This window comes from Bradyrhizobium sp. BRP19, assembly GCF_020194195.1.
Classification (GTDB): domain Bacteria; phylum Pseudomonadota; class Alphaproteobacteria; order Rhizobiales; family Xanthobacteraceae; genus Bradyrhizobium; species Bradyrhizobium yuanmingense.
In genome coordinates this window covers 527,782-552,534 of record NZ_JADYVZ010000002.1, presented here as the reverse complement: position 1 = coordinate 552,534, position 24,753 = coordinate 527,782, and the positions used below count along the sequence as shown (strand labels likewise).

26 protein-coding genes are annotated in these 24,753 nt (G+C 64.9%); 10 read left to right on the top strand and 16 right to left on the bottom strand.

The window, feature by feature from the left end; translation table 11 throughout:
• The first annotated feature begins 3 nt into the window (after nucleotides 1-3).
• On the top strand, nucleotides 4-663 hold the full coding sequence (gene gmk, locus I6F36_RS08420) for a guanylate kinase (RefSeq protein ID WP_036000695.1): 660 nt from the start codon (nucleotides 4-6) through the stop codon (nucleotides 661-663).
• On the opposite strand, the gene I6F36_RS08415 is transcribed toward gmk, so the two are convergent.
• Nucleotides 596-1,819 carry a hypothetical protein gene (locus I6F36_RS08415; RefSeq protein ID WP_225171273.1) on the bottom strand — a complete coding sequence of 408 codons (1,224 nt, stop codon included), beginning with the start codon at nucleotides 1,817-1,819 and terminating at the stop codon, nucleotides 596-598. The genes gmk and I6F36_RS08415 overlap by 68 nt on opposite strands.
• A gap of 247 nt (nucleotides 1,820-2,066) precedes the next feature.
• On the opposite strand from I6F36_RS08415, the gene I6F36_RS08410 reads away from it, so the two are divergent.
• From I6F36_RS08410 to I6F36_RS08400, 3 genes are all read left to right on the top strand, one after another.
• On the top strand, nucleotides 2,067-2,384 hold the full coding sequence (locus I6F36_RS08410) for a helix-turn-helix transcriptional regulator (protein WP_036000689.1): 318 nt from the start codon (nucleotides 2,067-2,069) through the stop codon (nucleotides 2,382-2,384).
• Complete coding sequence (locus I6F36_RS08405; RefSeq protein WP_036022711.1) at nucleotides 2,381-2,866, top strand: SRPBCC family protein; 486 nt, start codon at nucleotides 2,381-2,383, stop codon at nucleotides 2,864-2,866. The genes I6F36_RS08410 and I6F36_RS08405 overlap by 4 nt, the downstream gene beginning before the upstream one ends.
• 115 nt (nucleotides 2,867-2,981) lie before the next feature.
• The gene (locus I6F36_RS08400; protein ID WP_036000681.1) at nucleotides 2,982-3,593 is read left to right on the top strand and encodes a cupin; all 612 of its coding nucleotides are present in this window, start codon (nucleotides 2,982-2,984) and stop codon (nucleotides 3,591-3,593) included.
• Here I6F36_RS08400 and I6F36_RS08395 read toward each other — a convergent pair.
• Nucleotides 3,581-4,282: a Crp/Fnr family transcriptional regulator gene (locus tag I6F36_RS08395; RefSeq protein WP_036022712.1), complete on the bottom strand. Its 702-nt coding sequence runs from the start codon at nucleotides 4,280-4,282 to the stop codon at nucleotides 3,581-3,583. The two genes, I6F36_RS08400 and I6F36_RS08395, sit on opposite strands and share 13 nt — an antisense overlap.
• A 17-nt stretch (nucleotides 4,283-4,299) precedes the next feature.
• Nucleotides 4,300-4,539, bottom strand: coding sequence for a hypothetical protein (locus I6F36_RS08390; protein WP_036000675.1), 240 nt, complete (start codon nucleotides 4,537-4,539; stop codon nucleotides 4,300-4,302).
• 154 nt (nucleotides 4,540-4,693) lie between these two features.
• Between I6F36_RS08390 and I6F36_RS08385 the strand changes: the two genes are divergently transcribed.
• Entirely contained in the window at nucleotides 4,694-5,431 is a 738-nt protein-coding gene (locus tag I6F36_RS08385) for a Crp/Fnr family transcriptional regulator (protein ID WP_036022714.1), read from the top strand.
• Between the two features lie 10 nt (nucleotides 5,432-5,441).
• On the opposite strand, the gene I6F36_RS08380 is transcribed toward I6F36_RS08385, so the two are convergent.
• From I6F36_RS08380 to lptF, 9 genes are all read right to left on the bottom strand, one after another.
• A complete protein-coding gene (locus I6F36_RS08380) occupies nucleotides 5,442-6,161 on the bottom strand; it encodes a Crp/Fnr family transcriptional regulator (protein ID WP_225171272.1) in 720 nt (239 codons plus the stop codon).
• A 159-nt stretch (nucleotides 6,162-6,320) separates the two neighbouring features.
• A complete protein-coding gene (locus tag I6F36_RS08375; RefSeq protein WP_036022716.1) occupies nucleotides 6,321-6,557 on the bottom strand; it encodes a hypothetical protein in 237 nt (78 codons plus the stop codon).
• Nucleotides 6,558-6,631: 74 nt separating this feature from the next.
• Nucleotides 6,632-7,690: an alcohol dehydrogenase gene (locus tag I6F36_RS08370; protein ID WP_225146653.1), complete on the bottom strand. Its 1,059-nt coding sequence runs from the start codon at nucleotides 7,688-7,690 to the stop codon at nucleotides 6,632-6,634.
• Nucleotides 7,691-7,713: 23 nt separating this feature from the next.
• The gene (rsmA, locus tag I6F36_RS08365; protein WP_225171271.1) at nucleotides 7,714-8,571 is read right to left on the bottom strand and encodes a 16S rRNA (adenine(1518)-N(6)/adenine(1519)-N(6))-dimethyltransferase RsmA; all 858 of its coding nucleotides are present in this window, start codon (nucleotides 8,569-8,571) and stop codon (nucleotides 7,714-7,716) included.
• Nucleotides 8,571-9,653 carry a 4-hydroxythreonine-4-phosphate dehydrogenase PdxA gene (gene pdxA / locus I6F36_RS08360; RefSeq protein ID WP_225171270.1) on the bottom strand — a complete coding sequence of 361 codons (1,083 nt, stop codon included), beginning with the start codon at nucleotides 9,651-9,653 and terminating at the stop codon, nucleotides 8,571-8,573. Before pdxA ends, rsmA begins: the two co-directional genes overlap by 1 nt.
• Nucleotides 9,653-10,588 (bottom strand): SurA N-terminal domain-containing protein, encoded by a 936-nt coding sequence (locus I6F36_RS08355; RefSeq protein ID WP_036000650.1) that lies wholly within the window; start codon nucleotides 10,586-10,588, stop codon nucleotides 9,653-9,655. Before I6F36_RS08355 ends, pdxA begins: the two co-directional genes overlap by 1 nt.
• Before the next feature lie 61 nt (nucleotides 10,589-10,649).
• A complete protein-coding gene (locus tag I6F36_RS08350; protein WP_225171269.1) occupies nucleotides 10,650-13,139 on the bottom strand; it encodes an LPS-assembly protein LptD in 2,490 nt (829 codons plus the stop codon).
• Complete coding sequence (lptG, locus tag I6F36_RS08345) at nucleotides 13,139-14,236, bottom strand: LPS export ABC transporter permease LptG (RefSeq protein WP_036000645.1); 1,098 nt, start codon at nucleotides 14,234-14,236, stop codon at nucleotides 13,139-13,141. Before lptG ends, I6F36_RS08350 begins: the two co-directional genes overlap by 1 nt.
• Complete coding sequence (gene lptF / locus I6F36_RS08340; RefSeq protein WP_225171268.1) at nucleotides 14,233-15,399, bottom strand: LPS export ABC transporter permease LptF; 1,167 nt, start codon at nucleotides 15,397-15,399, stop codon at nucleotides 14,233-14,235. Before lptF ends, lptG begins: the two co-directional genes overlap by 4 nt.
• A 338-nt stretch (nucleotides 15,400-15,737) precedes the next feature.
• On the opposite strand from lptF, the gene I6F36_RS08335 reads away from it, so the two are divergent.
• From I6F36_RS08335 to I6F36_RS08325, 3 genes are all read left to right on the top strand, one after another.
• The gene (locus I6F36_RS08335) at nucleotides 15,738-17,237 is read left to right on the top strand and encodes a leucyl aminopeptidase (protein ID WP_057028975.1); all 1,500 of its coding nucleotides are present in this window, start codon (nucleotides 15,738-15,740) and stop codon (nucleotides 17,235-17,237) included.
• Nucleotides 17,238-17,243: 6 nt separating this feature from the next.
• Entirely contained in the window at nucleotides 17,244-17,696 is a 453-nt protein-coding gene (locus I6F36_RS08330; RefSeq protein WP_036000609.1) for a DNA polymerase III subunit chi, read from the top strand.
• A gap of 158 nt (nucleotides 17,697-17,854) precedes the next feature.
• A complete protein-coding gene (locus tag I6F36_RS08325) occupies nucleotides 17,855-18,337 on the top strand; it encodes a hypothetical protein (RefSeq protein WP_081494469.1) in 483 nt (160 codons plus the stop codon).
• Between the two features lie 39 nt (nucleotides 18,338-18,376).
• On the opposite strand, the gene I6F36_RS08320 is transcribed toward I6F36_RS08325, so the two are convergent.
• Both I6F36_RS08320 and I6F36_RS08315 read right to left on the bottom strand, forming a co-directional pair.
• Nucleotides 18,377-18,850 (bottom strand): hypothetical protein, encoded by a 474-nt coding sequence (locus I6F36_RS08320; RefSeq protein ID WP_036022723.1) that lies wholly within the window; start codon nucleotides 18,848-18,850, stop codon nucleotides 18,377-18,379.
• A gap of 23 nt (nucleotides 18,851-18,873) precedes the next feature.
• Nucleotides 18,874-19,242 carry an antibiotic biosynthesis monooxygenase gene (locus I6F36_RS08315; RefSeq protein ID WP_225141642.1) on the bottom strand — a complete coding sequence of 123 codons (369 nt, stop codon included), beginning with the start codon at nucleotides 19,240-19,242 and terminating at the stop codon, nucleotides 18,874-18,876.
• 97 nt (nucleotides 19,243-19,339) lie between these two features.
• Here I6F36_RS08315 and I6F36_RS08310 point away from each other — a divergent pair, with 97 nt between their 5' ends.
• Nucleotides 19,340-19,810 (top strand): MarR family winged helix-turn-helix transcriptional regulator, encoded by a 471-nt coding sequence (locus tag I6F36_RS08310; protein ID WP_225112269.1) that lies wholly within the window; start codon nucleotides 19,340-19,342, stop codon nucleotides 19,808-19,810.
• A gap of 80 nt (nucleotides 19,811-19,890) precedes the next feature.
• Here the strand turns inward: I6F36_RS08310 and I6F36_RS08305 are convergent, their stop codons facing one another.
• Both I6F36_RS08305 and I6F36_RS08300 read right to left on the bottom strand, forming a co-directional pair.
• Nucleotides 19,891-20,679, bottom strand: coding sequence for a class I SAM-dependent methyltransferase (locus I6F36_RS08305; protein ID WP_036000597.1), 789 nt, complete (start codon nucleotides 20,677-20,679; stop codon nucleotides 19,891-19,893).
• Between the two features lie 146 nt (nucleotides 20,680-20,825).
• Nucleotides 20,826-21,809 (bottom strand): helix-turn-helix domain-containing protein, encoded by a 984-nt coding sequence (locus I6F36_RS08300; RefSeq protein ID WP_225146657.1) that lies wholly within the window; start codon nucleotides 21,807-21,809, stop codon nucleotides 20,826-20,828.
• A 947-nt stretch (nucleotides 21,810-22,756) separates the two neighbouring features.
• Here I6F36_RS08300 and I6F36_RS08295 point away from each other — a divergent pair.
• A complete protein-coding gene (locus I6F36_RS08295) occupies nucleotides 22,757-24,733 on the top strand; it encodes an alkyl/aryl-sulfatase (RefSeq protein ID WP_225171267.1) in 1,977 nt (658 codons plus the stop codon).
• Nucleotides 24,734-24,753 lie beyond the last annotated feature (20 nt).

Genomic DNA, 24,753 nt, shown 5'->3' with positions numbered 1-24,753 from the left:
TCGATGACGACGGGCGGTCACGGAACTGACGGTGTCGAGCGGCGCGGATTGATGTTCGTGCTGTCCTCGCCATCAGGCGCGGGCAAGACGACGCTGTCGCGCATGCTGATCGACCGGATGCCGGGCTTGAAAATGTCGGTCTCTGCGACCACGCGCGCGATGCGGCCGGGCGAGGTCAACGGCAAGGACTATACGTTTGTCGACAAGGCGACGTTCGATGCCATGGTGAAGGCCGACGAACTGCTGGAATGGGCGACGGTGTTCGACAACAGCTACGGCACGCCGCGCGGCCCCGTGGATGCGGCGTTGTCGGCCGGCCAGGATGTGCTGTTCGACATCGACTGGCAGGGCACCCAGCAATTGAAGCAGAAGGCGCGCGCCGATGTCGTCAGCGTCTTCATCCTGCCGCCCTCGGCCGCCGACCTCGAGAAGCGCCTGCATTCGCGCGCGCAGGATTCCGACGAGGTGATCCGCAAGCGCATGAGCCGCGCCAGCGACGAGATGAGTCACTGGGCCGAGTACGACTACATCGTGATCAACCACGCGGTCGACGAAGCCTTCGCCGAGGTGCAGTCGATCCTGAAGGCCGAGCGTCTCAAGCGCGAGCGGCGGATTGGCCTCGTAGGCTTCGTGCGAAGTTTGCAAGGTCAGCTTCAAGGTTAGGCCGCGACAGGCGCGGCCCTTCCTTCGCCAGCTGCTCCAGCATCGTCGTGATCGCGTCGACATCGACGGCATCGGTATCCCGACCTGCCGGCGCGTCATCGCGATCCGCCTCAATTTCGTTGGCGGCAAGCTTGGGTGCAGCAGCCCGATCGAACAACTTGATCTCGACCTTGTCGCTTCTGGACTCGACCGGTTTTGCGGCCGGAGCGGCGGCACGTTGCCTGCGTGCGTCGATCAGCTCGATCTCGCGGCCGATCGCGGCGAGTTTCGTCGCCTGTCTTGTCGGTTGCGGACGTGCCGCATCGAAGTCGATCGGGCGGGGCGGCTGGGCGGCGGCCGGCGGTGAATCGCGCCAGGGCGCGTGGCTTCCGTCATGGTCCTGCGGCGCCCAATCGTCCCAATGCCCGCGGCGGTCGGCGGCCCTGGCGCGGACCCGTCCGCCGGCGAAGCGGTAGATGACGCTGGCGAGGATGCCGGCGAGCGCCAGCGCACCGCCGATCACAAGCATCAGCATCTGCAGCGAACCGCCGGACTTGTCAGTCGTGCCATCGGCCGCGGGCGGGAGCGGAGCAGGGGATTTTGACAGCTTCGCGTTTGGCTGCGCGGCTGCTGCAACCGTGGTTTCCGCCGGCTGAGGCGCTGGCGCGGTGGACGCTGTGGAGGCCTCGGGCCAGCGCGCGGTCACGGCCGGCTGCTGCGCGTTGGTTTCGGCGACGCTGCTCGGCGGCTGCGGCGCGACCGCGGGTGCATTCGCTGCAGCCGGCGCGGGCGCGGCCAGGTTCGGCGTGCCCGCTGCGGCACTCGTCTGCGGCGCGATATATTCCGCGCGCGCGTTCTGCACGGCCTGCGGCGGTGCTGCATCCGGCTCGGATGTATCGGTCGTCGCCTGCGCGGTCTGTGCGGCTTTGCCGCCTGCGGCGCGCAGATACCAGCACTTGCGCTTCGTCGTGCGATCGAGGCGGTAGTACCAGTGCTGGCCCTGCGGCGTGGCATCCTTCGGCGAAGCCAGGCAGTCGGGCGCCGCGGCGGCCGTGCTCGATGGCGTCGGCGCGTTCTGCGATACCGCGGCCAATGGCGCGCCCGCGAGGATGCTGGCGACGAGGGTCGAAATGAACTTTGCGGCGCGGTTGCCCATCCTGGTCTCCCGGTTACGCATGACGCAACTCTCAACGAGCCCCTTCTCGTCAAAGACTTGGGTGGCAATGAGCCGCAAATCCGGAGAGGATGTGGCTTGAATCGGGCCTGCGCGACGTTCGTTCCGCCCCCGGATGAGACTCTCCCAACGTCACGATCAGAGTTCCACGCCACGACCTGAGCCGGTTGACACGATCATAAGTCAGAACTAATCATTAGTAGTAACTTATGACAAGTCGAACAAGCGTGGCATGGGGCGGTGAGTGTCTATGGCTAAGGACAGCGCACAACTGGCCGCACTCGGCGATCCCACCCGCAGGCGGATATTCGAGCTTGTCGGTGCACGGCCACGCACGGTCGCCGAGATCACGCGACAGCTGCCCGTGTCCCAGTCGGCCGTCTCACAGCATCTCAAGGTGCTGCGCGAATCCCGCTTGGTTCGTGCAGAGCCGAAGGGCGCCAGCAACGTCTATTACGTCGATCCGGCGGGACTCGGCCAGATGCGAGCCTGGCTCGACCGGTTCTGGAGCGACACGTTGGCCGCTTACAAACTAGCCGTCGAAAAACCATCGGAGGGATCCAGATGAACACACGTGTATCGATTGCGCCCGTCAAACATTCCATCGTCGTCGAGGCGCCGATCGAGCGCGCGTTCAAGGTCTTCACCGAAGACTTCGGCAGCTTCAAGCCGCGCGAGCACAATCTGCTGGCCGTTCCCATCGCAGAGACCGTATTCGAACCTCGGGTGGGCGGAAGCATTTATGATCGGGGGATCGACGGCAGCGAATGCCGCTGGGCGCGCGTGTTGGCGTTCGAACCACCCAATCGAGTCCTCTTGAGCTGGGACATCAGCCCGCGCTGGCAAATCGAGACCGATCCCGCCAAGACGAGTGAATGGGAGGTCCGGTTCATTGCGGAGACACCAAGCCGGACCCGCTTGGAGCTGGAGCACCGTCGCCTCGATCGGCATGGCGAGGGCTGGGAAGGCGTCCGCAGCGGCGTTGACAGCGATCAGGGTTGGCCGCTCTATCTGCGGCAGTTTGCCGAACTGATTGCCGCCAAGCGTTGACGCGCTTCCTTCCGACGCCGCGTCATGACGAGGAGAGGCCCTGTCGGGCCTTGCTCCGATCGGGCCCGGAAACTTCTCACCTCCGCAGCCGTTATTTCGCGGCTGAGGAGACGTCATGCCGGTCAAGGATCAGATCAAGAACTTCGCCAAGAAGCTGGTAGAGGAGCAGCCCGATGCAGCGACGCTGCGGGGGCTGGTACGGGCCCGCAAGCCCACGGCCATGCACTTTCGCGATGACGGCATCGTGCCGAACCATCCGCGCTTCCCGGCGCTGCTCTATCGCGGCGCGGTGAAGCTGAACGGTCGGCGCTTTCCGCCCGAGGTCGTCATCGACACGCTGTTCGACACCAATGGCTGGGGCCGGTCGTGGCGCGACACCGTGTACGACTTCGTCCACTATCATTCGCAGATCCATGAAGTGATGGGCGTGGCGCGCGGCACGGCGAGGATCGAGTGCGGCGGGATCAAGGGCCGCATCCTGAAACTGAAAGCCGGGGACGTGCTGGTCCTGCCCGCGGGCACCGGCCACCGGCTGATCGAATCCAGCCGGGACTTTATGGTCGTCGGCGCCTACCCGCAGGACGGCACCTATGACGAGTGCACCGACACGCGCCAGCGTCCCGACGCGGTCAAGCGCATCGCCAAGGTCCGCAAGCCGAAGACGGATCCCGTGCTGGGGAGCGGCGGACCGCTGCTCGCCGCGTGGCGGTCCGCTCAGCTTAGATAATCAGGCGAGAAATCCGCAAGTCTGCGCAGCTCGTCGGGCTGGAGCAGCTCGATCTCGCTGCCGTCCCAGGCGATCAACCCGCGATGCCTCAGCTCCTGGATGGTGCGGTTGACGTGAACGATGGACAGGCCACAGGCGTCCGCGACGTGGCGTTGCGTCATTGGCATCTGGAAGCAGTTGCGCTTGACGAGGCCGACGATCTCCAGCCTTGCCGCGAGCTCGCAGATGAGGTGCGCGACCTTGGGCAGCGCCGCCTGCGCACCGAGGCGGGCGATCCATTGCCGCGAGATGGCCGCGTCGATCAGCGTCTCGCGCCAGAAGACGCGGGTCAGGTGGATCGAGCTGTCGAGCAGCTGGCGGAGCTGGCTGTGGGCGACGGTGCCGACGATGGTCGGGCCGAGCCCCACGAGATCCGCGTCCATCGGCGAGACCAGCAGCGTGTGCAGGCATGGCATGTCGCCGGGAACATGGAAGGCGAGGGTCTGGCTGCGATCGCCGACGATGCGCGACTGGTAGAGGAAGCCGCTGACGACGAAGACACAGCGGCTCGCGGCCTCGCCTTGGCGCAGCACGATCTCGCCATCCGCGACCTGGCGCAGCGTGGACGGCAAGCCCGCGATCTGGCGGCGCTCGTCCTCGGACAGGCCTTCGATCGTCTGCAGACGGACGATGAATTTCGGATGTGGCATGGGCCTCGCGTGCAGCTTCAGCCGTCCCGCGGCACGGACGCCTCGGCCAGGCGACGCGACAGTTTCGCAAGCGTCCAGTCGGAAACCGGCACGGAGCGGAACTCGCGGATGGCGCGAGCGAGCTCCTGATCCGACATCGGCCGGACCGGCTCCCTCAGCGTTCCCTTCAGCAAGGCGTCGCTGATGCTGTCCAGATGCTCGCCGGCATCGGATGCGAACAGGCGCCGGATGCGCTCCAGGAGAGTGGTGCTTTTCATGTTAAGGCCGGCTGGTCCGAATGGGGGGATGGGGTGGCTGCGATCGATGCGTCGCAAGCCGGTTAGCAACCTGTGCTTCCGATCTGCGTTCTAGTCCGCTGAACGCAAGCCGGACGTATCATTTGATAGAACCGGCGCGATTTTTGGCGGCTCCATGGAAAAAGCTCACGACGTGCTGATACGGAACCTCGGCGAGCACACCGGGCTCGCAGAGGAGGATATGGGCGAGATTCGCGCGTTGACCTTCATGCTGCGCGATTTCGCACCCAATGAGGATTTCATCCGTCAAGGCGACGAGCCCGAGCATTCCGCTTTGGTCGTCTCCGGCATGGTTGCCCGCTATCACCTGCTCGGCAGCGGGCGGCGGCAATATCTGGCGTTCCATCTCACCGGCGACCTTCCGGATGCGCAGGGGTTGTTCATCGACCAGATGGATCACGGGCTCAGTGCGCTCGGGCCGGCGTCGGTGGCGTTCATCCCGCACCGCGAATTGTTCATCGCGTTCCGGCGGCGGCCGACCTTCGCCCTCGCGGTCTGGCGCGAGACGCTGCGCGATGCCGCGATCTTTCGCGAGGCCATCACCAACAACAGTGCCCGGCCGATGCAGACCCGCATGGCGCACTTGTTTTGCGAGCTGTTTTACCGCGCCCGCGCGGCGCAGCTGGTGCGCGGCAATCGTTGCCGCATGCCGATCAGTCTCACGCAACTCGGCGAGACGCTCGGCATGGCGATCGCGACGGTGAACCGGACGCTCGCCGATCTCAGGCGCAGCGGCGCGATGGATCTTCGTGATGGCGAGCTGGTCGTGCTGAAATGGCGCGAGCTGCAGCGGCTCGGCGATTTCAGTCCGACCTATCTGCATCTGAAGCGGCAGTCGCCGCCGCATGCGTGAGGCGGAGGCATCAACCCTCCGCGGGTGCCGCTCCACCGCGCACCTCGTGGAAATGCTTCTTCACCCAATCGTTACAGCAGCAGGCTCTCGCTTCGAGCGCTGCTGCGTCGAGGATCAGGATGGCGCCGCGGCGGGTCGCGAGGATGCGCCGCGCCTTGAACATCTGGATGACGCGGCTGGCATAGCTGCGGGAGACGCCCAGCATGCCGGCGAGCTGCTCGTGGGTGAGAGGAATCTCGGCTCCGCCGATATGTTCCTGCGCGGACATGATCCACTTGGCGGCCCGCTGCTCGATCGAATGCGCAGCGTTGCAAGCCGCAGTCTGCAAGAGCTGCGCGAACTGGCAGTCGGCATAGCGCGCGAAGGCCTCCTGGAGCGTCGCCGATCTCTGCTGCGCCTGCTCGAGCGCGCGCAACGGCAGCCGCACCAGGGTGCCGCCAAACTTCACGACCATGCGCGAATAGGCGAGCGAAGGGCTGGGGCCGGCGGCGATGCCGACCGCGCCCTCGCGCCCGACCAGCAGGCTTTCGACCTCGCGATCGTCCTCGACCGGCACGGCGAACGACACCAGCGCGGGACCGCATGGAAAATGGACCGCGGCGACGTCGTCGCCGGCATGATGCAGGACGTAGCTCGCCTCGACGTCGATCGGCTGGAGGTGAGGCCCGAGCAGTTCGAAATCCTGATGATTGAGCTGGCGGAGCAGATCGTTCTGGGGCCGACCGGTCACATTATGTTCTCTTGGGCGGGCCGGGAATCGGCGCCAGCGGCAAACCTACGTTTCCGCGGCGGAACCGACGGTTCCAAAGTGCACACAACGGACGTTCGAACGTTGAAAACCAGAGCACGGCGTCGCGGGCTTCAGCGGGCTGGACGGCAGCGAGGATCGTCAGCCGCAGCGGGCTTCGCGATCCCCCGTCAGTCGGCCCTGTGCCGCAGCGGCGCGGTAAGCGTCGATCGCCCGGTTGGCGAGCATCAGTTGCCGGCGCTCACCGGTTCGAAGCTGGGCCTCGATGGCGTCGAGCAGGAAGTTCGCGCTCGCGTCCGGCGGCCCGAGCTCGCCGCTCTTCTCGAGGCAGCTCCAGGCGATGAAGAATGCGCTTTCGACGGTGCAACGGATCGACATGCGCAGCCAACGCGGCGCGGCCGCAGGCGTTCCGTGCGGCGGGCGAGACTTGCATCGGACCCACCGCGCCGCGGTCAGTTCTTCAGGACGATGCGGCCGACGACCTTGCCGGCACGCAATTCGTCGATCCACTTCTGCACGTCGCCCATCGGCTCCTCGCGCATCGGCGTCGGCTTGATCTTGCCGGCGCGGGCGAGCGCCATCAGCTCGTGAGCCTCCGCGAGCGTGCCGACCATGAAACCTTCGATGGTCATGCGCTTGTAGACCCATTGCACCGTCGGCAGCGTGAACTGGCCGCCCATCAGGCCGGAGACCACGATCTTGCCGCCGCGCGCGGCAACGGCGACGGCAAAGGCCATCGACTTCTCGTTGCCGGCGAAATCGACGATCTCGTCGAAGCCGCCCTCGGTCTCCTTCAGGATGCGCTTGATCACGTCGGGCTCGGCCGGATCATAGGCCGCCGCCGCACCGTTCTTGAGGGCGGTCTCGCGCGCGGCCGGCGAGAGGTCGGCGACCGTGATCGGCTGCTTGAACATCGCCTGCGCGAACGACAGGCCCATCATGCCGACGCCGCCGAGGCCGATCAGCAACAGATTGCGCTGGCGCGGACGGTCGACCAGGCGCTTGAGCGCGCCATAGGCGGTGACGCCGGAGCACATCAGGGTGGCGGCCTGGTTGACGGGCAGGGGATCGTAGTCGAGCAGATATTTGGCGTCGGGGACCAGAACGTGGGTGGCGAAGCCGCCGTCGATGGAAACGCCGAGGAAGCGTTGCTTCACACAAAGATTCTCGTCGCCATTGGCGCAGTCGCGGCACTGGCCGCAGCCGATCCACGGAAACACCGCCTTCTTGGCGCCGACGAGGCTGGCCGGAACATCGGGGCCGACCTCGTCGACGACGCCCGCGATCTCGTGGCCGAGCGTGAAGGGCAGCGTCATGCCGCGCGTGGTGTCGAGCTTCTTGCCGCCGCCGAGATCGGCATAGCCGTCCTGGATGTGGAGATCGGAATGGCAGAGACCGCAGCGCTCGATGCGGACCAAGACCTCACGGCCCTGCGGCTTGGGCGTCTCGACGATGGTCTCGCACAGCGGCGCATCGAACTTGACCAGGGACTGCCGACGCATCAACGCCATTTTCTTTCCTCCGGAATTCTTAATTACTCGGTTTCGCTGCGTATATCCGCCAATTCACGCGCCATGGCAACAAAGCCGGGGATGGGAATGGTCTCGGCGCGCCGCGTCGCGTCGACGCCGGCGGCTCGTGCAAGCCGTGCGGGATCGACACCGAGCGATTTGAGGCTTTGCCGCAGCATTTTGCGGCGCTGGCCGAAGGCGGCGGCGGCGACCTGCTCGAGCATCCTGCGATCGCAGGCAAGCGGCTCTGCGCGCGGCTTGAGGCGCACGACGGAGGAGGTGACCTTCGGCGGCGGCACGAAGGCGGACGGCGCAATGTCGAACAGGATCTTGGTCTCGCAGCGCCAGTTGGCGAGCACGCCGAGCCGGCCATAGGCCTCCTCGTCTTCGCGCGCGACGATGCGCTCGCCGACCTCGCGCTGGAACATCAGCACCATGATCTCGTACCAGGGCGGCCACGGCTCGGTAATGAGCCAGTTGATGAGAAGCTGGGTCGCGATGTTGTAGGGCAGGTTGGCGACGATCTTGGCGCGTTCGCCCGCGAGCAGCGGGCGTGGATCGAAGGTCATGGCATCGCCATGCACGAGCTCGAGTCTGCCCGGGTAGCGCGCGGAAATATCCTGCAAGGCGGGGATCGCGCGCTCGTCGTGCTCGATGGCGATGACGCGGCGGGCGCCGAGCGCGAGCAGCGCCCGCGTCAGCCCGCCCGGGCCGGGGCCGATCTCGACGATGGTGGAATCCTCGAGCGGTGCGGCCGCACGCGCGATGCGCGCGGTGAGATTGAGGTCCAGCAGGAAGTTCTGGCCGAGCGATTTGCGCGCCGACAGCGCGTGCTGGCGAATGACCTCGCGCAGCGGCGGGAGGTCGTCGATCGCGCTCATTAGCTTGTCGCAGCCGCCATGCGGCTGGCGAGCCGCAGCGCGGCGATCAGGCTCGCCGGATTGGCCTTGCCCGTGCCGGCGATGTCGAAGGCGGTGCCGTGATCGGGCGATGTGCGGATGAAGGGCAGTCCGAGCGTGACGTTGACGGCGTCGTCGAAGGCGACGGTCTTGATCGGGATCAGCGCCTGGTCGTGATACATGCAGACCGCGCAATCATAGGTCCGTCGCGCCGCCTCGTGGAACATGGTGTCGGCGGGCAGCGGCCCTCTGGCCTCGATGCCTTCGTTGCGCAGCGCTTTCAGCGCCGGGACGATGACGGTCTGCTCCTCGTGGCCGAGCGAGCCGTCCTCGCCGGCATGGGGATTGAGACCGGAGACCGCGATGCGCGGCCTTGCGATGCCGAAGCGGGACTTCAGCTCGGTGGCGACGATGCGGACGGTCGAGACGATCAGCTCGCTGGTGAGCTCGCCCAGCGCATCGCGCAGCGAGACGTGGATGGTCACGGGCACGACGGCGAGCTGGGGCGACCACAGCATCATCACCGGCTGCGGCACGCGGCCGTTCTCCGCGGCGAGCTCGGCGAGGAATTCGGTATGGCCGGGATGACGGAAGCCGGCGCGGTAGAGCACGCTCTTGGCGATCGGGTTGGTGACGACGGCACCGGCACGGCCCGCGCGCACGTCGAGGACCGCCTGCCGGATCGAGGCGAGCGCGGCCGGCGCGCTGGATGAATCGGGCTTGCCGGGCTCGGCGGTGGCGCGCTCGCCGGTCGCGACCACGGGCAAGGCGTCCGTGAACGCGGAACCCGCTTCACTGGGGCCCACCGCGGCGATCCTGATATCGGCGCCGAGCGCCTTGGCGCGGCGCGCGATCAGGGCCTCGTCGCCGAGCAGATAGAAGGCGGGCAGGTTCAGCTCGCCCCGCCTGAGCCAGGCCGCGATCGTGATGTCGGGGCCGATGCCGGCGGGCTCTCCCAGGGTGAGGGCAAGGGGCTTGGCTGCAAGGGGCTTGGCTGCAAGGGGCTTAGTTGCAAGAGGCTTGGCTGCGGACTCGGTGGAGGGCTCTGAGAAGGGTTTGGCCATCAGCGGTTGCGATATTCGATCATCGCTGCCTTGCGCAGCTCGTCGAGATAGGCCTTCTGCGTCTTCTCGTACTTCTCCTGATACATCTTCTCGCGGACCTCGCGCTTTTTCGGCGTGTCGATCATGGTCGGCTTGCGCGAGCACAGCACCACCATCTCGATGCCGTTCTTGGTCATCTCGGGCGCGGTCAGGCGGCCGATCGGGGTGTCGTCGAGCACCTTGCGCAGCGGCTCCGGCAGCTCCGCGGTGGTCTTGGTGACGGTGTCGCGGATGGTCGCGTTCGGGGTCGAGCGGAACAGCGAATTGGCCTCCTCGCAGCTCCCGACGCGGGCGCGATAGGACTCGGCTTCTTTCTTCCGGGTTTCCAGGAACGCCGCCGACGAGCCGCGCGGCACGATCAGCACGATCGGCTGCATCTTGTACTCGGTGCCCTCGATCTGAAGCTTTTCGCCGGTCTGCGCCTGCACGGCCTGCGCGACGTCGCGCTCGCCGACCAGCAGCTTCTCCTTGAAGCGGCCGCGCACGAGGCTGCCCCAGACCATCTCGGCCCTCATGCGGCTCTTCAGCGTCTCCGGGCGGACGCCCTTGGATTCGAGCGACTTGGTGAGCTGATCCGGCGTGATGCGCATGCGCTGTGCCATGCCGTCATAGGACTGGTTGATGTCGGAGACGCTGGGATCGACGCCGTATTTCTTGCCTTCCTTGATCTTGACCTTGTCGTCGATCAGCACGTTGATGACCTCCTGCCGGCTGGGGGTCTTCTGTGTCGACAGCTGGTCGAGCTTGATGCGCTGCTCGATGTCGAAATCGGTGATGGGATCGCCGTTGACCATCACGGCGATGTTCTGCGCGCGCGACGGCGAGGGCAGGGCGGCCAAGATCAGCCCGGCACCGATGGCGAGAAGGAGGCGGAAGACAGGCAATGGCGTCGTCATGATGTCGCTCGCATGTCGGCCGCGTCGAGATAGGGCAAACGCGGCCGGCACTTCAAACCATTTACTGGAGGCCGGTGGAACTGCTGGACGTCGTTGAGTTCGCCAGCGTGCGCAGGCCGATTTGGAACATGAACGCGTGGCTCAGCGTGGGCGGTGCGGTGCCCGCCGAATAGCTATACGAAGTTACGTAATTCGCCGCCAGCACGAAGCAATCGTCGACATAGCCGGCACCGAGCACATATTGGTTGATCTTGTTGGTCTCGAGGTCCCAGCGCGCCGAGCCCGACACCACCCAGTTGGTCGCGACCTTCAGCGAGCCCGTCGTCAGGATGCCTTCGCGGCGGGTCAGATAGCCCAGCTCCGGCTGCTCTGCGTAATTGCCGTACAACACGCTGACCGACCAGCGATTGAAGTTGGCGCGGCCTTCCGCCTCGAAGCGCTGCACGTTCCAGGTCTGCTCGTCCATGCGGGAGCGGACGCTGAACGTGTAGGTGCTGTTCGGCGAGTAGTTGGCGCTCGCAACGTAATCCGACCGCGGCTTGTCGAGGCCGGAGTTGAGGCCGGTATTGATGGCATCCTGCACCGTGAAGGAGTTCAGGCCGAACAGGTGGTAGGACTGGCCGAACAGCACCTTAACGGCGCCGCCCCTGTCGAACTGCGTGGTGGACTGCACGCCGACATTGGCGCGGCCGCCGCCCTCGACCCGGTCGTAGCCGGAGAACTTGTCGACGCTGAACAGGTTCGAGGCGTCGAACACCAGGCTCTGGGCGTCCTCGTTCGGCAGCCTGCCGGCATAGGTCTCGTTCGGCCGGATGATAATCTGCGCGATCGGCTCGAGGGTGGTCGAGCCCCAGGGCTGAACGTTGATGAAGGGATAGCGGTACTCCAGGCCCAGGGTCGGCATCAGGCGGAACGCCTCGGTGTCGCCGACGGGCAGGTAGTTCGACACGCCGGGCTGGTTGGAGACCGAGGACCTGATCGCGTCGGCACGCAGGCTCGCGAACGGCGTCCAGATCTGGCCGAACGGGTCGGTGAAGGACTTGCGCCACTGCGCTTCCGCGGTGAGGCGGGTGTAGGTGCCGGGGAAGCCGCGCAGCAGGCACTGCGAGGGCATCCGCGCCAGCGGATCGGCCGATGCCGTGGTGCACAGGCTGTTGGTGTTGGCGAGCGTCGTGATCGGGTCGAACACCGCTTCGTCGCGCGACAGGTTCACGAAATTGGTCTTGTAGCTGAACTCGCCGCCGAAGACGGGATAGTTGAGCACGTTGGAATAGTCGATCACCGGGTAGACGATCGGCACCTGGCTCTGGTTGCCCGAATAGCTCAGCCAGTACATCGTGCGCGCATCGAAGAAGCTGCGGTTGCCGACGCCGGTCAGATAGAGCTGCGACAGCGCTTCCGTCGGCAGCAACAGGAACGAGCCGAGCGGATCGCGGTACTGGTAGAGCCGGTAGTCCGAAAAGAAGTAGTAGTCGGACATCAGCACGCCGTCCCAGCCCCAGACCCATTTGTCGTTGAGGGCGAACTGACCCTTGGTGTCGATGGCGCCGCGGAACTCGCGGTCGCCGGGCAGCCCCGCGAATGCTCCGGGATCGAGCTGGTAGATGCCGTAGGCACGGATCTGGTAGGCGCCGTCGATCAGGCGCTGGCGGAATTCGCCCTGCAGCAGCGCGCCTTGCCGCGACAAGAAGCGCGGGGTGATGGTCGCGTCCATGTCGGGCGCAATCGCCCAGTAATAGGGAACCTCGACGCCATAGCCCGTTCTGTCCGTGCCCGAAATATAGCCCGGCATCAGGAAGCCGGATTTACGCTTCACCGTCGGGTCGGGCGTCGAGAAATAGGGCATGTAGGCGAGCGGCACGCCGAAGAACTCGATCTGTGCCGTCTCGAAATACAGCATCTTCTCCTGCTGGTCGTGGATGATGCGGGCACCCTTGACCTGCCACAGCGGCGGCTTCTTCGGATCGTCCTTACACGGCGCGCAGGCCGTGTAGACGCCATTCTCGAACACCGTGTAATTGCCGCTGGAGCGGTCGGCGCGGCTCGCGGCCATGCGGGTCTGGTCCGCCGTGTCCACGCGCAGCGAATCGACGAAACCGTCGCGGTAATCGTCGGAGAGATCCAGGATCTCGGCATAGGTGATCTTGCCGTCGGCATCCGTCATGCGGATGTTGCCCTCGGCATGCAGCCGCTTGGTCTTCTGGTCGTAGATGACCCGGTCGGCCTCGACGCTGGTGCCGTTGTAGAACAGCTGCACGTTACCGACCGCGGAGACGCGCGAGTTGTTGTAGTCGTAGTTCACCTCGGTGGCCTGAACCAGCATCTGGTTGTCGTTGGGGGCCTTTGGCGGCTTCGCACGCGGCGGCAGCGGATTGTAGGTGAAGCTCTGGGCCTTCGCCGGCGCCACGGCGGCAGCGTCGATCAAGCCGCCGAGCGAGGCAGCCGCGACGGCGGCAATCAGGAGCCTGCGGACGGACAAGTCGCGCCCGTTCGCGCGCACCCATGTGCGCCGCGTCAAACGAGACACGTGCCCTCGGCGGACGGCAGTCACTATCCGTCCTCCTGATAGAGCAAGGCCAAAAAGCCGGTGAGGCCGCCCACCACAACGGGCAACCACGCCGCAGCGATCGGATGCATCAACTCAGCCTTGCTCAAGTCCTCAGTTACTTTCGACAGAACGTAGAGCAGAAAGCCTGCGCCCACGCCACTCAAAACCATCTTCTGCACGCCGCCCATCCGGAAGAAGCGCAACGACACGGAGGCCGCGAGCATCACCATGGCTGCGAGCAAAAACGGCTGTGCCAGAAGCTTCTGATACTGGAGTCGGTATCCGGCTGTCGCGAAGCCCGAGCTTTCGGAGGAGCGGATGTAGCTCGGTAGTTGCCAAAAGGACACAGTCTCGGGGGTGGAAAAGCTGTTGCGGACCTGCGCCTCGGTCAGCGTGGTCGGAATTTCCAGGGTGGCCTGGTCGATCGGCGGTCCGTCCAGCGAGAAGCGGCGGACGCCCTTGAACAGCCAGCGGCCGGCATCCAGCGTCGCCTCGCGCGCCTCGACCCGCTCCTTGAAGTGCTGGTCCTGGTCGAACCGGAACAGCGTCAGCCCGGTCAGCCGGATGCCCTGCTGCTCGCTGCGCGCCGCATTGATGATGGTCTGCCCGTCGCTGGTCATCTGGTTGAGCCAGAAGCCGGAGGCGTCCTGGATGCCGCCGCCGGGTGCGGAGCCGAACAGCTCGGCCTCCATGCGCTTGGACAGCTCGCGCAGATTGGCCGACATCGGATTGTAGGCGACGGTGGCGATCACGCCGATCAGGAGCGCACTGCCGAGCGCGGGCGCGATGAACTGCCAGGCGGAGATGCCCGCGGCGCGCGCCACCACGAGCTCGAGCCGGCGGGAGAGGGCGAGATAGCAGGTCATGGCGCCGATCAGCATGCAGAACGGCGTCAGCTTCTCCAGGAGCTGCGGCACCCGGAACAGCGAGGTCTCGGCCACCATGAGCGCGGAGGCGGATGCAAGGCCCGAGGTCTTGCGCACCATCTCGATGTAGTCGACCAGCACCAGCAGCAGGAAAATGCCGCCGAAGACGCCGAGCGCCGCGACCACGAAGCGGCCGGCGAAATAGCGCCCCAGTGTGTTGGTGAGCATGCTCATGCGGTGGCCGGACGTCCGAACAGCCGTGCGATCCGTGCATTCGACCGGTTGATGGCCTCCATCAGGCCGGGAGGCGGCTCGACCACGACACCGCGGATGATCATCCACAGCCCGACGCCGATGGCGCCGAAAACCATCGCATATTGAGCCAGCACCGCGCCCGGCGACTTCACCGCCATCACCGAGCAGGCGAAACCGGCCATGCGCAGGCCGAACACCGCCACGATCGAGGAGGCGATGGAGAAGTTGCGGCTCTGGCGAGTGGTGCGCGGCGCTCCGAGAAAGGCAAAGGTCAGCACCGCAAAGGCGAACGGATACATCGGCGCGAGCAGGCTGTCATGCAAGGCCGCGCGGAACTGCCCTGGAATCTGCTTGTAGACGGGATCGTTGTCGGATGGCGAGAACAGCTCCCAGAGATAGCGCTCGCGGATGCCGAGGGTGACGTCGCTGCCCTTGGCGAATTTCGACATGTCGAAGCCGTAGCGGCCGAAGGCCACGAGCGCCGGATCGCGCTTGCCCGCCTCGAAGCGCTGGAGATTGCCGGTTTCCAGCACCAGGAACGAGCCGGTCTCGTTCTTCACGACCTCGCCGTGCTCGGCGACGATCGAGACGCGCTCGTTCGGATCGCGGCGGTCGTCGATGAAGATGCCGGCGAGGATGCCGCCCGGTTGGCGTTCGCGAATCCGGATCGTGAGGTTCTCGTCGAGCCGGGCGAAGCGGCCGGGCTGCAGGATGTTGGTGAGCACGTCCGCGGTGATCTCGGCATCCCACTGCTTGATGCGCCGCATCCCGTCTGGGGCGAGATAGGCCGCGATGAAGGCGACCAGCAGCGCCACCACGCAGGTGGCATAGAAGAACGGAACGAACAGCCGGATCGGCGAGAAGCCGGCGGCATTCATCACGATGATCTCGGAATCGGTCGCGAGCTTGTTCAGTGTGTGCGAGATCGCGATCATCAGCGCGATCGGCGAGATGATCAGGACCAGGGCCGGGATCACGAGGCTGGTGATGCCGAGGAAGGTGAGGATGGTCTGACCCTGGCTCGTCATCAGGTCGATGCCGCGCAACGCCTGCGTAATCCAGATCACGCCGGTGAGGCTGACCAGGACCAACGCAAACGACGCCAGCGTCGTGCGGAAGATATACCTATCGATCGACCCCATGCGCTACCGCACGAATTCCCACCAAGCCCCAATTCCGATCGGAATTCCGGCTGCCCAACCAATCCCCGATCAGGGGATCCCCAAGGTCGGCCAACAGCTCTTCCGCCAGTTCATCCTCTCACTACCATCCCTTTGATCCGTCAACAAAATGGCTGCCCCGTGGCACCCTCATCATATGGTTAATATTTCGCTGTTGTGGCGTGGGGGCCACGGCGGAGCTTGGCATCTGCCGGGCGGGTGGCCCATAGTGGGGGACGCCTCAGTGAATCGCCGTTCAGCTCCGGTTGTGGCTGGAACGCCCGAACGACGAAAAGCCCCATCTTTTGGAGGAGTTATCCATGTCCGATGCCATCAAGGTCGGCTTTGTCCCGCTGTCTGCCGCCCCTCGTGGCATCCTGGTCGTGTTCTGCGACGACGGCCTGAAGCTCGGTCCGGCGACGGTCAAGGCCCTCGGCGGCGCTGCCGAGATTGTGAAGCGCGCGGCGGCTGCGGCCGCCTTCAAGGGCAAGAGTGGTGCTGCGCTGGACATTCTGGCGCCGGAGGGGGTGAAGGCGACCCGGCTGATCGTGATCGGCGCCGGCAAGGCGACCGGCCTCAAGGCCAACGATTTCCTCAAGTTCGGCGGTGTGGCGGCCAGCAAGCTGCCCGCCGGCACCAGCGCCATGACCATCCTGGCGGAGCTGCCGGGTGGCGCCCTGACCAGCGAGCAGGCGGTTGCGATCGCCTCGGGCCTGCGCTTACGCGCTTACAAGTTCGATCGCTACAAAACCAAGAAGAAGGACGGCGAGGAGGGCGGCGCGCGCGCCGACGTCTCGCTTGCGGTCGGCGATGCCGGTGCGGCGAAGAAAGCGTTCGCCGCGGCCGGCCATGTCGTCGACGGTGTGATCATCGCACGCGACTTCGTCAACGAGCCGCCGAACGTGCTTTTCCCGGAGGAGTTCGCCCGCAGAGCGGGTCAGCTCCGCAAGCTCGGCGTCAAGGTCGAGGTGCTCGACGTCAAGGCGATGCAGAAGCTCGGCATGGGCGCGCTGCTCGGTGTCGGCCAGGGTTCGGCGCGGCCGAGCCGCACCGTGATCATGCGCTGGGACGGCGCCAAGAAGGGCGAGGCCCCCGTCGCCTTCGTCGGCAAGGGCGTCTGCTTCGACACCGGCGGCATCTCGATCAAGCCGGCCGGCAGCATGGAGGACATGAAGGGCGACATGGGCGGCGCGGCCTGCGTCGTCGGCCTGATGCATGCGCTCGCCGCGCGCAAGGCGAAGGTCAACGCGGTCGGCGCCATCGGCCTCGTCGAGAACATGCCCGACGGCAACGCGCAGCGGCCGGGCGACATCGTCACCTCGATGTCCGGCCAGACCATCGAGATCATCAACACCGACGCCGAGGGCCGCCTCGTGCTCGCCGACGTGCTTTGGTACGTCGCCAAGAAGGTGAAGCCGAAATTCATGGTGGACCTTGCGACGCTGACCGGCGCCATCATGGTGGCGCTCGGCACCGAGCATGCCGGCATGTTCTCCAACAACGACGAACTGGCCGACCGGCTGCTCACGGCAGGCATCGAGAGCGGGGAGAAGGTCTGGCGCATGCCGCTCGGCCCGGAATACGACAAGCTGATCGATTCCCAGTTCGCCGACATGAAGAACACCGGCGGCCGCCATGGCGGCTCGATCACCGCCGCGCAGTTCTTGCAGCGCTTCGTCGACGGCGTGCCCTGGGCCCATCTCGACATCGCCGGCACCGCCATGGGCGCGCCGAAGACCGACATCAACCAGAGCTGGGGCAGCGGCTACGGCGTTCGCCTGCTGGACCGCCTGGTCGCCGACCATTACGAGCGCAAATGACCCGACATGACTGAAGTGCTGTTTTACCATCTGCAAAACATGACGGTGGAGAATGTGTTGCCGCCGCTTCTCGAGAAATCGCTCGAGCGCGGCTGGCGCGTCGTGGTGCAGTCGACCTCGGAGGAGCGCGCCGATGCGCTCGACTCGCACTTGTGGACCTATCGCGACGATTCATTCCTGCCGCACGCGACATGGCGGGTGAACGATGTGGCCGACCAGCCGATCGTGCTGGCGATCGAGGGCGGCAATCCCAACGGGGCCAATGTCCGCTTCCTGGTCGACAACGCCGCGCTGCCGGAGGACGCCCAGGGCTATGAGCGCATGGTGCTGCTGTTCAATGGCGACGATCCCGACGCGCTTGCGCTCGCCCGCACGGCCTGGACGGATTGCAAGGCGCGGGGATTTGATGTCACCTATTGGCAGGCCGACGACCGCGGCCGGTGGCAGAAGCGCAATTAGCCGCAATTAATGATAATTTGCACTTTTCGGGCGATGCTGGCTTCGGCCACCTTCATGCCGCAAAGGGATGTTGGGACAATCGCTTAGGGCTGGTCCTTCACGTGGGGAATTCGTTTATCGTGCGACATCAAAAGCTTCCCGGCTCGCTCTTGATTGCGTTGGCTGCCGTAGCACCGCTGGTCGCGGGCTGCGCGGGCGGGGCCGATTTGCTGTCGAAGGATGCCGAATGGTTCCAGAAACCCGGCCGCCTCTTCATCAAGAACATCTCGATCGAATCGCCGCCGCTGACCCCCGACAAGCCGGTGCGGGCTGAGGATCTCGTCAGCGCCGACGGCGCCTGTCCCGGCATGGCGCCGCCGCCCGGACCGGCCGATGCCAATGCCTCGACGACGCCCGCGCCGATCGGCGGCACGGTCGCGCTCGGCCACACCGAATGCGACGTGGTGCGCGGCATCGGCGCGCCCTCGACCGTCAACCTGTCCAACGACGCTGGCGGCCGCCGCGTCGCCGTCGTCACCTGGACCACCGGTCCGCGCGCCGGCATCTACACGTTCACCGCTGGACGTCTGTCCTCGATCGAAGGCAATCCGGACCCGCAGCCGGTGCCGAGGGCCGCCAAGGGGAAGAAGAAGCAGGCATAGGCGGGGATCACTTCCGCAGCAGTGAAAGAATCTTCGCACTCAGAGGATCGGCTTGGTGCTCAAGCGATCAGGCTCGCGAACGCGGAAACGGCCCTTCATCTTGAGGCCGTCACGCATGTTGAGACCGAGCAGAACGATGTTCGCTGCTCCGGCGGCCAGCTCGAGAGCCTGCACGGCGTAGAACGTGGTGTCGAACTCCGCGGCCTTCGCCTTGGAGGCAAGAAACAACGCGGCGGGAATCAGAATCAGGATGCCGTTGCCGGCAATGAACGGCATGCGTTTGATCTTCGCACCGATCAGGCCGGCGCGCCGCTGCTTTGCCAGGACGAATCCCGAGCCTCCCGTCGCCGCAAGCATCGGAATGAGCAGCAGGAAGCCCCACGGTATGGCGGTCTTCACCATGGCTATGGTCTCGTGTGACGCAAACAGCTCGGTGAGAGCCGTGGAAAGCCAGAAAGTCGCAATGGTGATCAGTGCGACCGCTCCCGCGACTGGGTGGATGATCTTGGTCATGGGTCTGCCGTTTTCGAAGCGAGCTACGCGACGCAGATGCCGGGCACCGCGACTTTCTGGAACAGGTGCGGGGAGGCGATCGCGGATGCAGGGTAAGCCGAGATCTTCGACCTAAACTCGGGGTGCGTGAACGCAGCCCGGAAGTCGGCATTCGTCTGCCAAACCGCGTAGTTCAGATACGTGGGGCTTTCGCCGATCGCCCGATGAAGCTGGGTGGAGATGAAGCCGGGCTGCCGCTTCATGAAGGCGGCATCGTCCTGCCAGACCTGGAGAAAGCTTTGTTCGTCGGCCTTGTCGAGCGTGAACAGATTCACCAGTACCAAAGGGCCGGTGTCGATGCCGAGCTGACGCTCGATGGGAAAGTCAGGGTCCAGTGGGCGTAAGCGTGCCATGACGAACTCCGTCGAGATGGTTTTATGATGTCAATACGGTACTATGGCCAACCTAGTAATTTGACATCATGATGTCAATAACTGTCTATGGTGACGGATGCGGAAATCCCAACGGACGCCGGCCGGCGATGCCCTGACGAACCTCATGCTTGACTTGTTCCGGCTGAACAGCCTGCTCCTGACCGCAGGGGACCGTTTGGTGGCCCCGCTCGGGCTCACCAGCGCCCGCTGGCAGATTCTCGGCGCCATCGTGCAGGCAGAGCGACCGCAGCCGGTAGCCTGGCTCGCCCGCGATCTCGGCGGCAATCGCCAGAACGTGCAGCGGATCGTCAACGACCTCCATGCGGAAGGCCTCGTTGCCTTCGAGGCCAATCCGCATCACCGCCGCGCACAGCTCGTCGTCCTCACCGACAAGGGGCGGCGCGCTTTCGACGCCGCCATGGCTTTGCAGATGCCGTGGGTCAACAGCCTTTCCGAAGGGCTTGCGGTCAAGGATCTGCAAACGGTTCATCGCATCGTCGCGGCACTCCGTAACAAGCTCGAGAGCGATGCCGAGGCGCAGACGTAGCGGTGGGCAAGTGGCAAGGCCGCGCGCAGGTTACATCGAATGCGATGTGTGGCTCCCGAACGCGGATGCAGTCCAGGTCATCAACCCGCTTTCCGGCCCTTGATCGCGGTCGCCGAGGCATGAAAGGTGATCGCGCCGGTCGCGCTTGCCGGCAGTCGCGCCTGGAGTCGACGTTTGAGCTCCGCACCCTCGGCCTCCGATAGCTTTCCCACGATGCCGGTCGGGCTGCTCACGACCATGGACAGCCAGTAGTCGTCGAAGTCAGAGAACGTTCGATCGACCACCAGTTCGCGGGTTTCGATATCGCGTAGACCGAGCTCCGCCCAGAGCGCCTTCAGCGCCTCGAAACGCGAGATCTCTGCACTCGGCGGGCGCGCTGCCGGAATGCCAAGCGCATCCAACTCCTCCCACAATGGTTGCGTGGGCGTGCCGCCGCGCAAAATATCCCAAGTGTAGGACGCGACCAGGCCGCCCGGCTTGGCGACGCGGACCATTTCCGCGGCGCCCTTGCGCGGATCGGGGACGAAGAACAACACCAGCGCCATCACCGCGATGTCGAAGCGGTTGGCCTCATAGGGCAGGGCCATCGCATCGCCGATCGAGAGCTCGACCTGCTTTGCCGCCAACTTTTCGCGCGCCGTTGCAATCTGCGCATCGGAGGGATCGATCGCGCAAACCGACGAAGGGGCACCTCTTGCAAGAAGGAGTTCGGTGAACGCGCCATTGCCGGCACCGACGTCCACCCAGGCTAGTCCCGGACGGGGCGCGAGCCAGTCGAGAAACAGGTTGCCGGCCGATCGGCTCCAGGGCGACATGAAGCGCTCGTAAGCCGCGCCGTCGGTGAATTTGATCGGTTCGGGCGATGACATCCGGGATCTCCTTGAAACTACCTATTCAAAATAAGAGCGCCTACCTCGTACCATGAAGCCGCACGATGTGCGACGTGCCTCGGCCAGCGGAAGCTTGAGCCCGAACAGGTGGAGCTCCGGACGTGCCATTCAGGTCCGGCCGGCTTTCAGCTCCGCATCGAATGTCTGTTCAACGTCTCGGACGGATTCTCGCCGAAAAGGACGCGATAATAGGCCGAGAACCTGCTGAAATCGGAGAAGCCCTGCCTGAAGGCAACCTCCGCCACGGTGACGCCGGTTGCAGCTCCGTGTTGCAGAAGCAGCCGCGCCTCGCACAACCGCTTCTGCCGAAGGTATCTCATTGGCGGAATGCCGAGGACTTCGTCGAAGGCTCTGTGCAGCGCGCGTCGGGACACGCGCAGATACGCGAGAAGCTCAGAGATGTGAATTGGAGCGTCGCCCGAAGCGTCGAGATACTCCTGCGCTCGTCTCACCAGCCGTTGCGGTGAAGAGACGAAGACGGCCGACTGTTCCGAGTTCGCAATCGCGTAGCACGCGCTTTCGATGATGGCCCGCTTCCAGTACTCCGCCTCGGACGGACCCAGTTTGCCAGCGCATCGGTCGAAGCCGGCCATGATGCTTCTCAGCACGCGGGCCGGAGCGTCGCCCGTTTCAGGGTTGGTGTGGAACGCGCTTCTTCCCAGCCATGCTGTCGGCTCGCTGAACCGGCTGTCGGGTCCGAAGAACCGAGCCATATCCTCCGTCGAGACAGAGATGGCGCCAAAGGAAACGCCCGCGACGTAGCGGCTTTGATGCTCCACGCCGGGAGACCAGATCCGAATGCCGCCGATCCCTCGCTGGGAGCTGCGTCGCCGATTGACCTGCGTCAGGAACCCGATCGTCACGCGGTCGTCGCTGTAGACGCCGCGCGAAATCACCCCGTGCGAGAACGTGCCAAACCCGAGCGATAGTCCGGCGACGCTCGCGTGCTTCAGATGTCCTTGCATGCGGCCGGGCTGGATCTGGATGATCTCTGCGCTGCTCGTGGGCGTCGCGGCGCGAAGTTGCTCGAACCCGTTGATCGTAATCTCGCGGCAACTGATCGTGCTGCCGCCACGGCCCTGATCGATGATCCCAACGACGCCCGGCATCTCTTGCACTCTGGCTCGGCACCCTAAGCTTCGCTTTCATTGCGACGAAAAAGCGGCGTGGGCAATTTGCCTCGAATTGCGCTCACAACATCCAGTTGAAAATCCTTCATTTTTCGACGGAAGGCGGCAAGGCGTCGCATCGGCACAAACTGCACATCACAGCGGGAGGGAGGTGAGCTATCCTAGATGTGCAACCGCTGCGAGATGAAGCCGAAAGGTCGCAAAGGAGGAGCAAGGGGAAGGAAGACGAGAGGCTGACATAGGCGCTCGCACGATCTGTGAGCCGATAAGAAAATTGGAGGGCCTGACAATGCCGACATTTCGCATGACGTTCGATCACGGGCCTGCCGTGAACTTCCGGATTTCTCTCCTGATCTTGGTAGCTATTTGCTGCGCCGTTCCGAGCGCAGTTCGAGCAGCGCCCTTGGCGCCTGACCCGTCAGCCTTCCAGTTCCAAGACGACCTCACACAGGTGCGTGCCGCTGTGCATCGCCGCGGCGCAGCGGTCGGACCACGCGGAGGGGCCGCGGTCCGCAGCGGCACGGCGGTCGTCGGGCCGCGCGCCAATGCCGCGGTGCGACGAACGACCGTTGTTCGGCCTGGCTATCATGGCGGTGGCGTACGTTGGGCGCGTCCTGGCTGGTACCGCTGGCCGGTCGGTGGCGCCATCGCAGCCGGTGCCGCGATCGGCTTCGTAACGGCAGCGACAGCAGCTGCTTGGGCCGGCGCGGCGCCGGCGCCCGGGATGTGCTGGTACTACACGGATCCGTCCCGCACCCAGGGCTTCTGGGACTATTGCCCCCAATAGATGGTTCAGGCCGACCCCCCGCATTGTGGGGGTCGCTTCATCGTCTCATTATCGGAGTGAAGCAATGATCTCTCGCGATGCGCGACAATCTCCAGCGACCCCCGACACTGCCTCCGCTGGCCCTGATAGACGCCAGCTCATGTTGGCCGGCTCTGCCCTAGCATGGCTCGGGTGGTCGCCTGGTGTCATTCCCGCCGCGGCCGCGCAATCCTCAACCGGCACACAACCCAAGCCTGCAACAGCCGCGACCAAGGCAGCCAACGATGCGCTCAGGAAGTACCTCAATTTCGATGACAAGGAAGACTTCGAGAACGCCGCGCGCGGCCTGATCGCCAAGCCCGAAACGCTGACAATCCGCGACGAGAAGGGCGGCATCGTCTGGGATCTGGAAACCTACAAGAAGTTCATCGATGTCGACAAGCCGGCGCCGGACACCGTGAATCCGAGCTTGTGGCGCAACGCGCAGCTCTGCATGCAGTATGGTCTGTTCAAGGTCCATGATCGCATTTTTCAGGTCCGCGGCTACGACCTCGCCAATGTCACTTTCGTCCAAGGTGAGACGGGGTGGATCATCCTCGACACCGGGAGCAATCTTGAGACGGGCAGGGCGGCCTACGACATCGTTAGCCAGCACCTCGGCAAGCGGCCCGTGCTGGCCGTGGTTTACAGCCACAGCCACGGTGACCATTTTGGTGGCGTGCGCGGTCTCGTCGACGAAGCGGATGTCAGGGCGGGCAAGGTGCAGATCTTCGCACCGCAGAACTTCACCGAGCATGCGATCAGCGAGTTCGTCATCGCCGGCAATGCGATGGGCCGCCGCGGCATTTACATGTACGGACCTCTGCTGGCCCGCAACGCCCAAGGCGGCGTCAACGCCGGTCTGGGCCAGACCATCGGGCACGGCAATTCGGGACTGATCCTACCCACACGGGAGATCAAAAAGACCGGCGAGGAGATCGTCATCGATGGCGTCCGGATGGTGTTCCAGCTGACGCCGGGCACGGAGGCGCCGGCCGAGATGAACACCTACCTGCCTCAGTTCCGCGCGATGTGGATGGCCGAGAACACCACCAACACGATGCACAACGTTCTCACCTTGCGCGGCGCGCAGGTCCGCAATGCCCTGAACTGGGCCAAGTACATCAACGAGACCATCGATCTCTACGGCGAGGGAACGGACGTCAAATTCCAGGCCCATCACTGGCCGATGTGGGGCAACGACAAGATCATCGCGTACTGGAAGAAGCAGCGCGACCTCTACAAATACATGCACGACCAGTCGGTGAGCCTGATGAACCGCGGCTACACCGGCGTCGAGATCTCCAACATCATCAAGCTGCCGCCCGAGCTCGACAAGGCCTGGTTCAACCGCGGCTATTACGGCTCGCTGAAGCACGACAGCCGCGCCGTGTACCAGTTCTACATGGGCTTCTATGACGGCAATCCGACAACCCTCGACCAATTGCCTCCTGAGGAAGCCGCGAAGAAGTACGTCGACTACATGGGTGGCGCGACATCGGTGCTGCAGAAGGCGAAGGCGGACTTCGACAAGGGAGAATATCGCTGGGTTGCCGAAGCGCTGAAACATGTGGTCTTCGCCGACCCGAACAACAAGGAGGCCAAGGAGCTTCTGGCCGACAGCTACGAGCAGATGGGCTATCAGGCGGAATCCGGGCCCTGGCGTTCGGTGTACCTGCAGGGCGCGCTGGAGCTTCGCCGCGGGCTGCCGAGCGCCGGCAGCATCGACACCGCTGGTCCCGACACCATCAGGGCGATGCCGCCGGAGATGACCTTCGACTATCTCGCCGTGCAGCTCGACGCGCAGAAGGCGGCAGGCAAGAAGCTCTCGGTCACGATGGACTTCAGTGACCTGAAGGAAGCCTACGCGCTCATCGTCGAGAACAGCGTGCTGAACTACTCGAAGAAGCCGGCAACGACGGACGCAAAGCTGACGCTGACCAAGGCTACGTTCGACCGGATCCAGGCCGGCGAAATCACGGCGGACAAGGCCATCGCTGCGGGCGACATCAAGGTCGAGGGTCGAAAGGAGGCGGTGACCGAGTTCGTCGGCTTGTTCCAGAAGCCGCCGTTCTGGTTCAACATCGTGACGCCGTAGTCCGGCCGGGGAGACCAGAC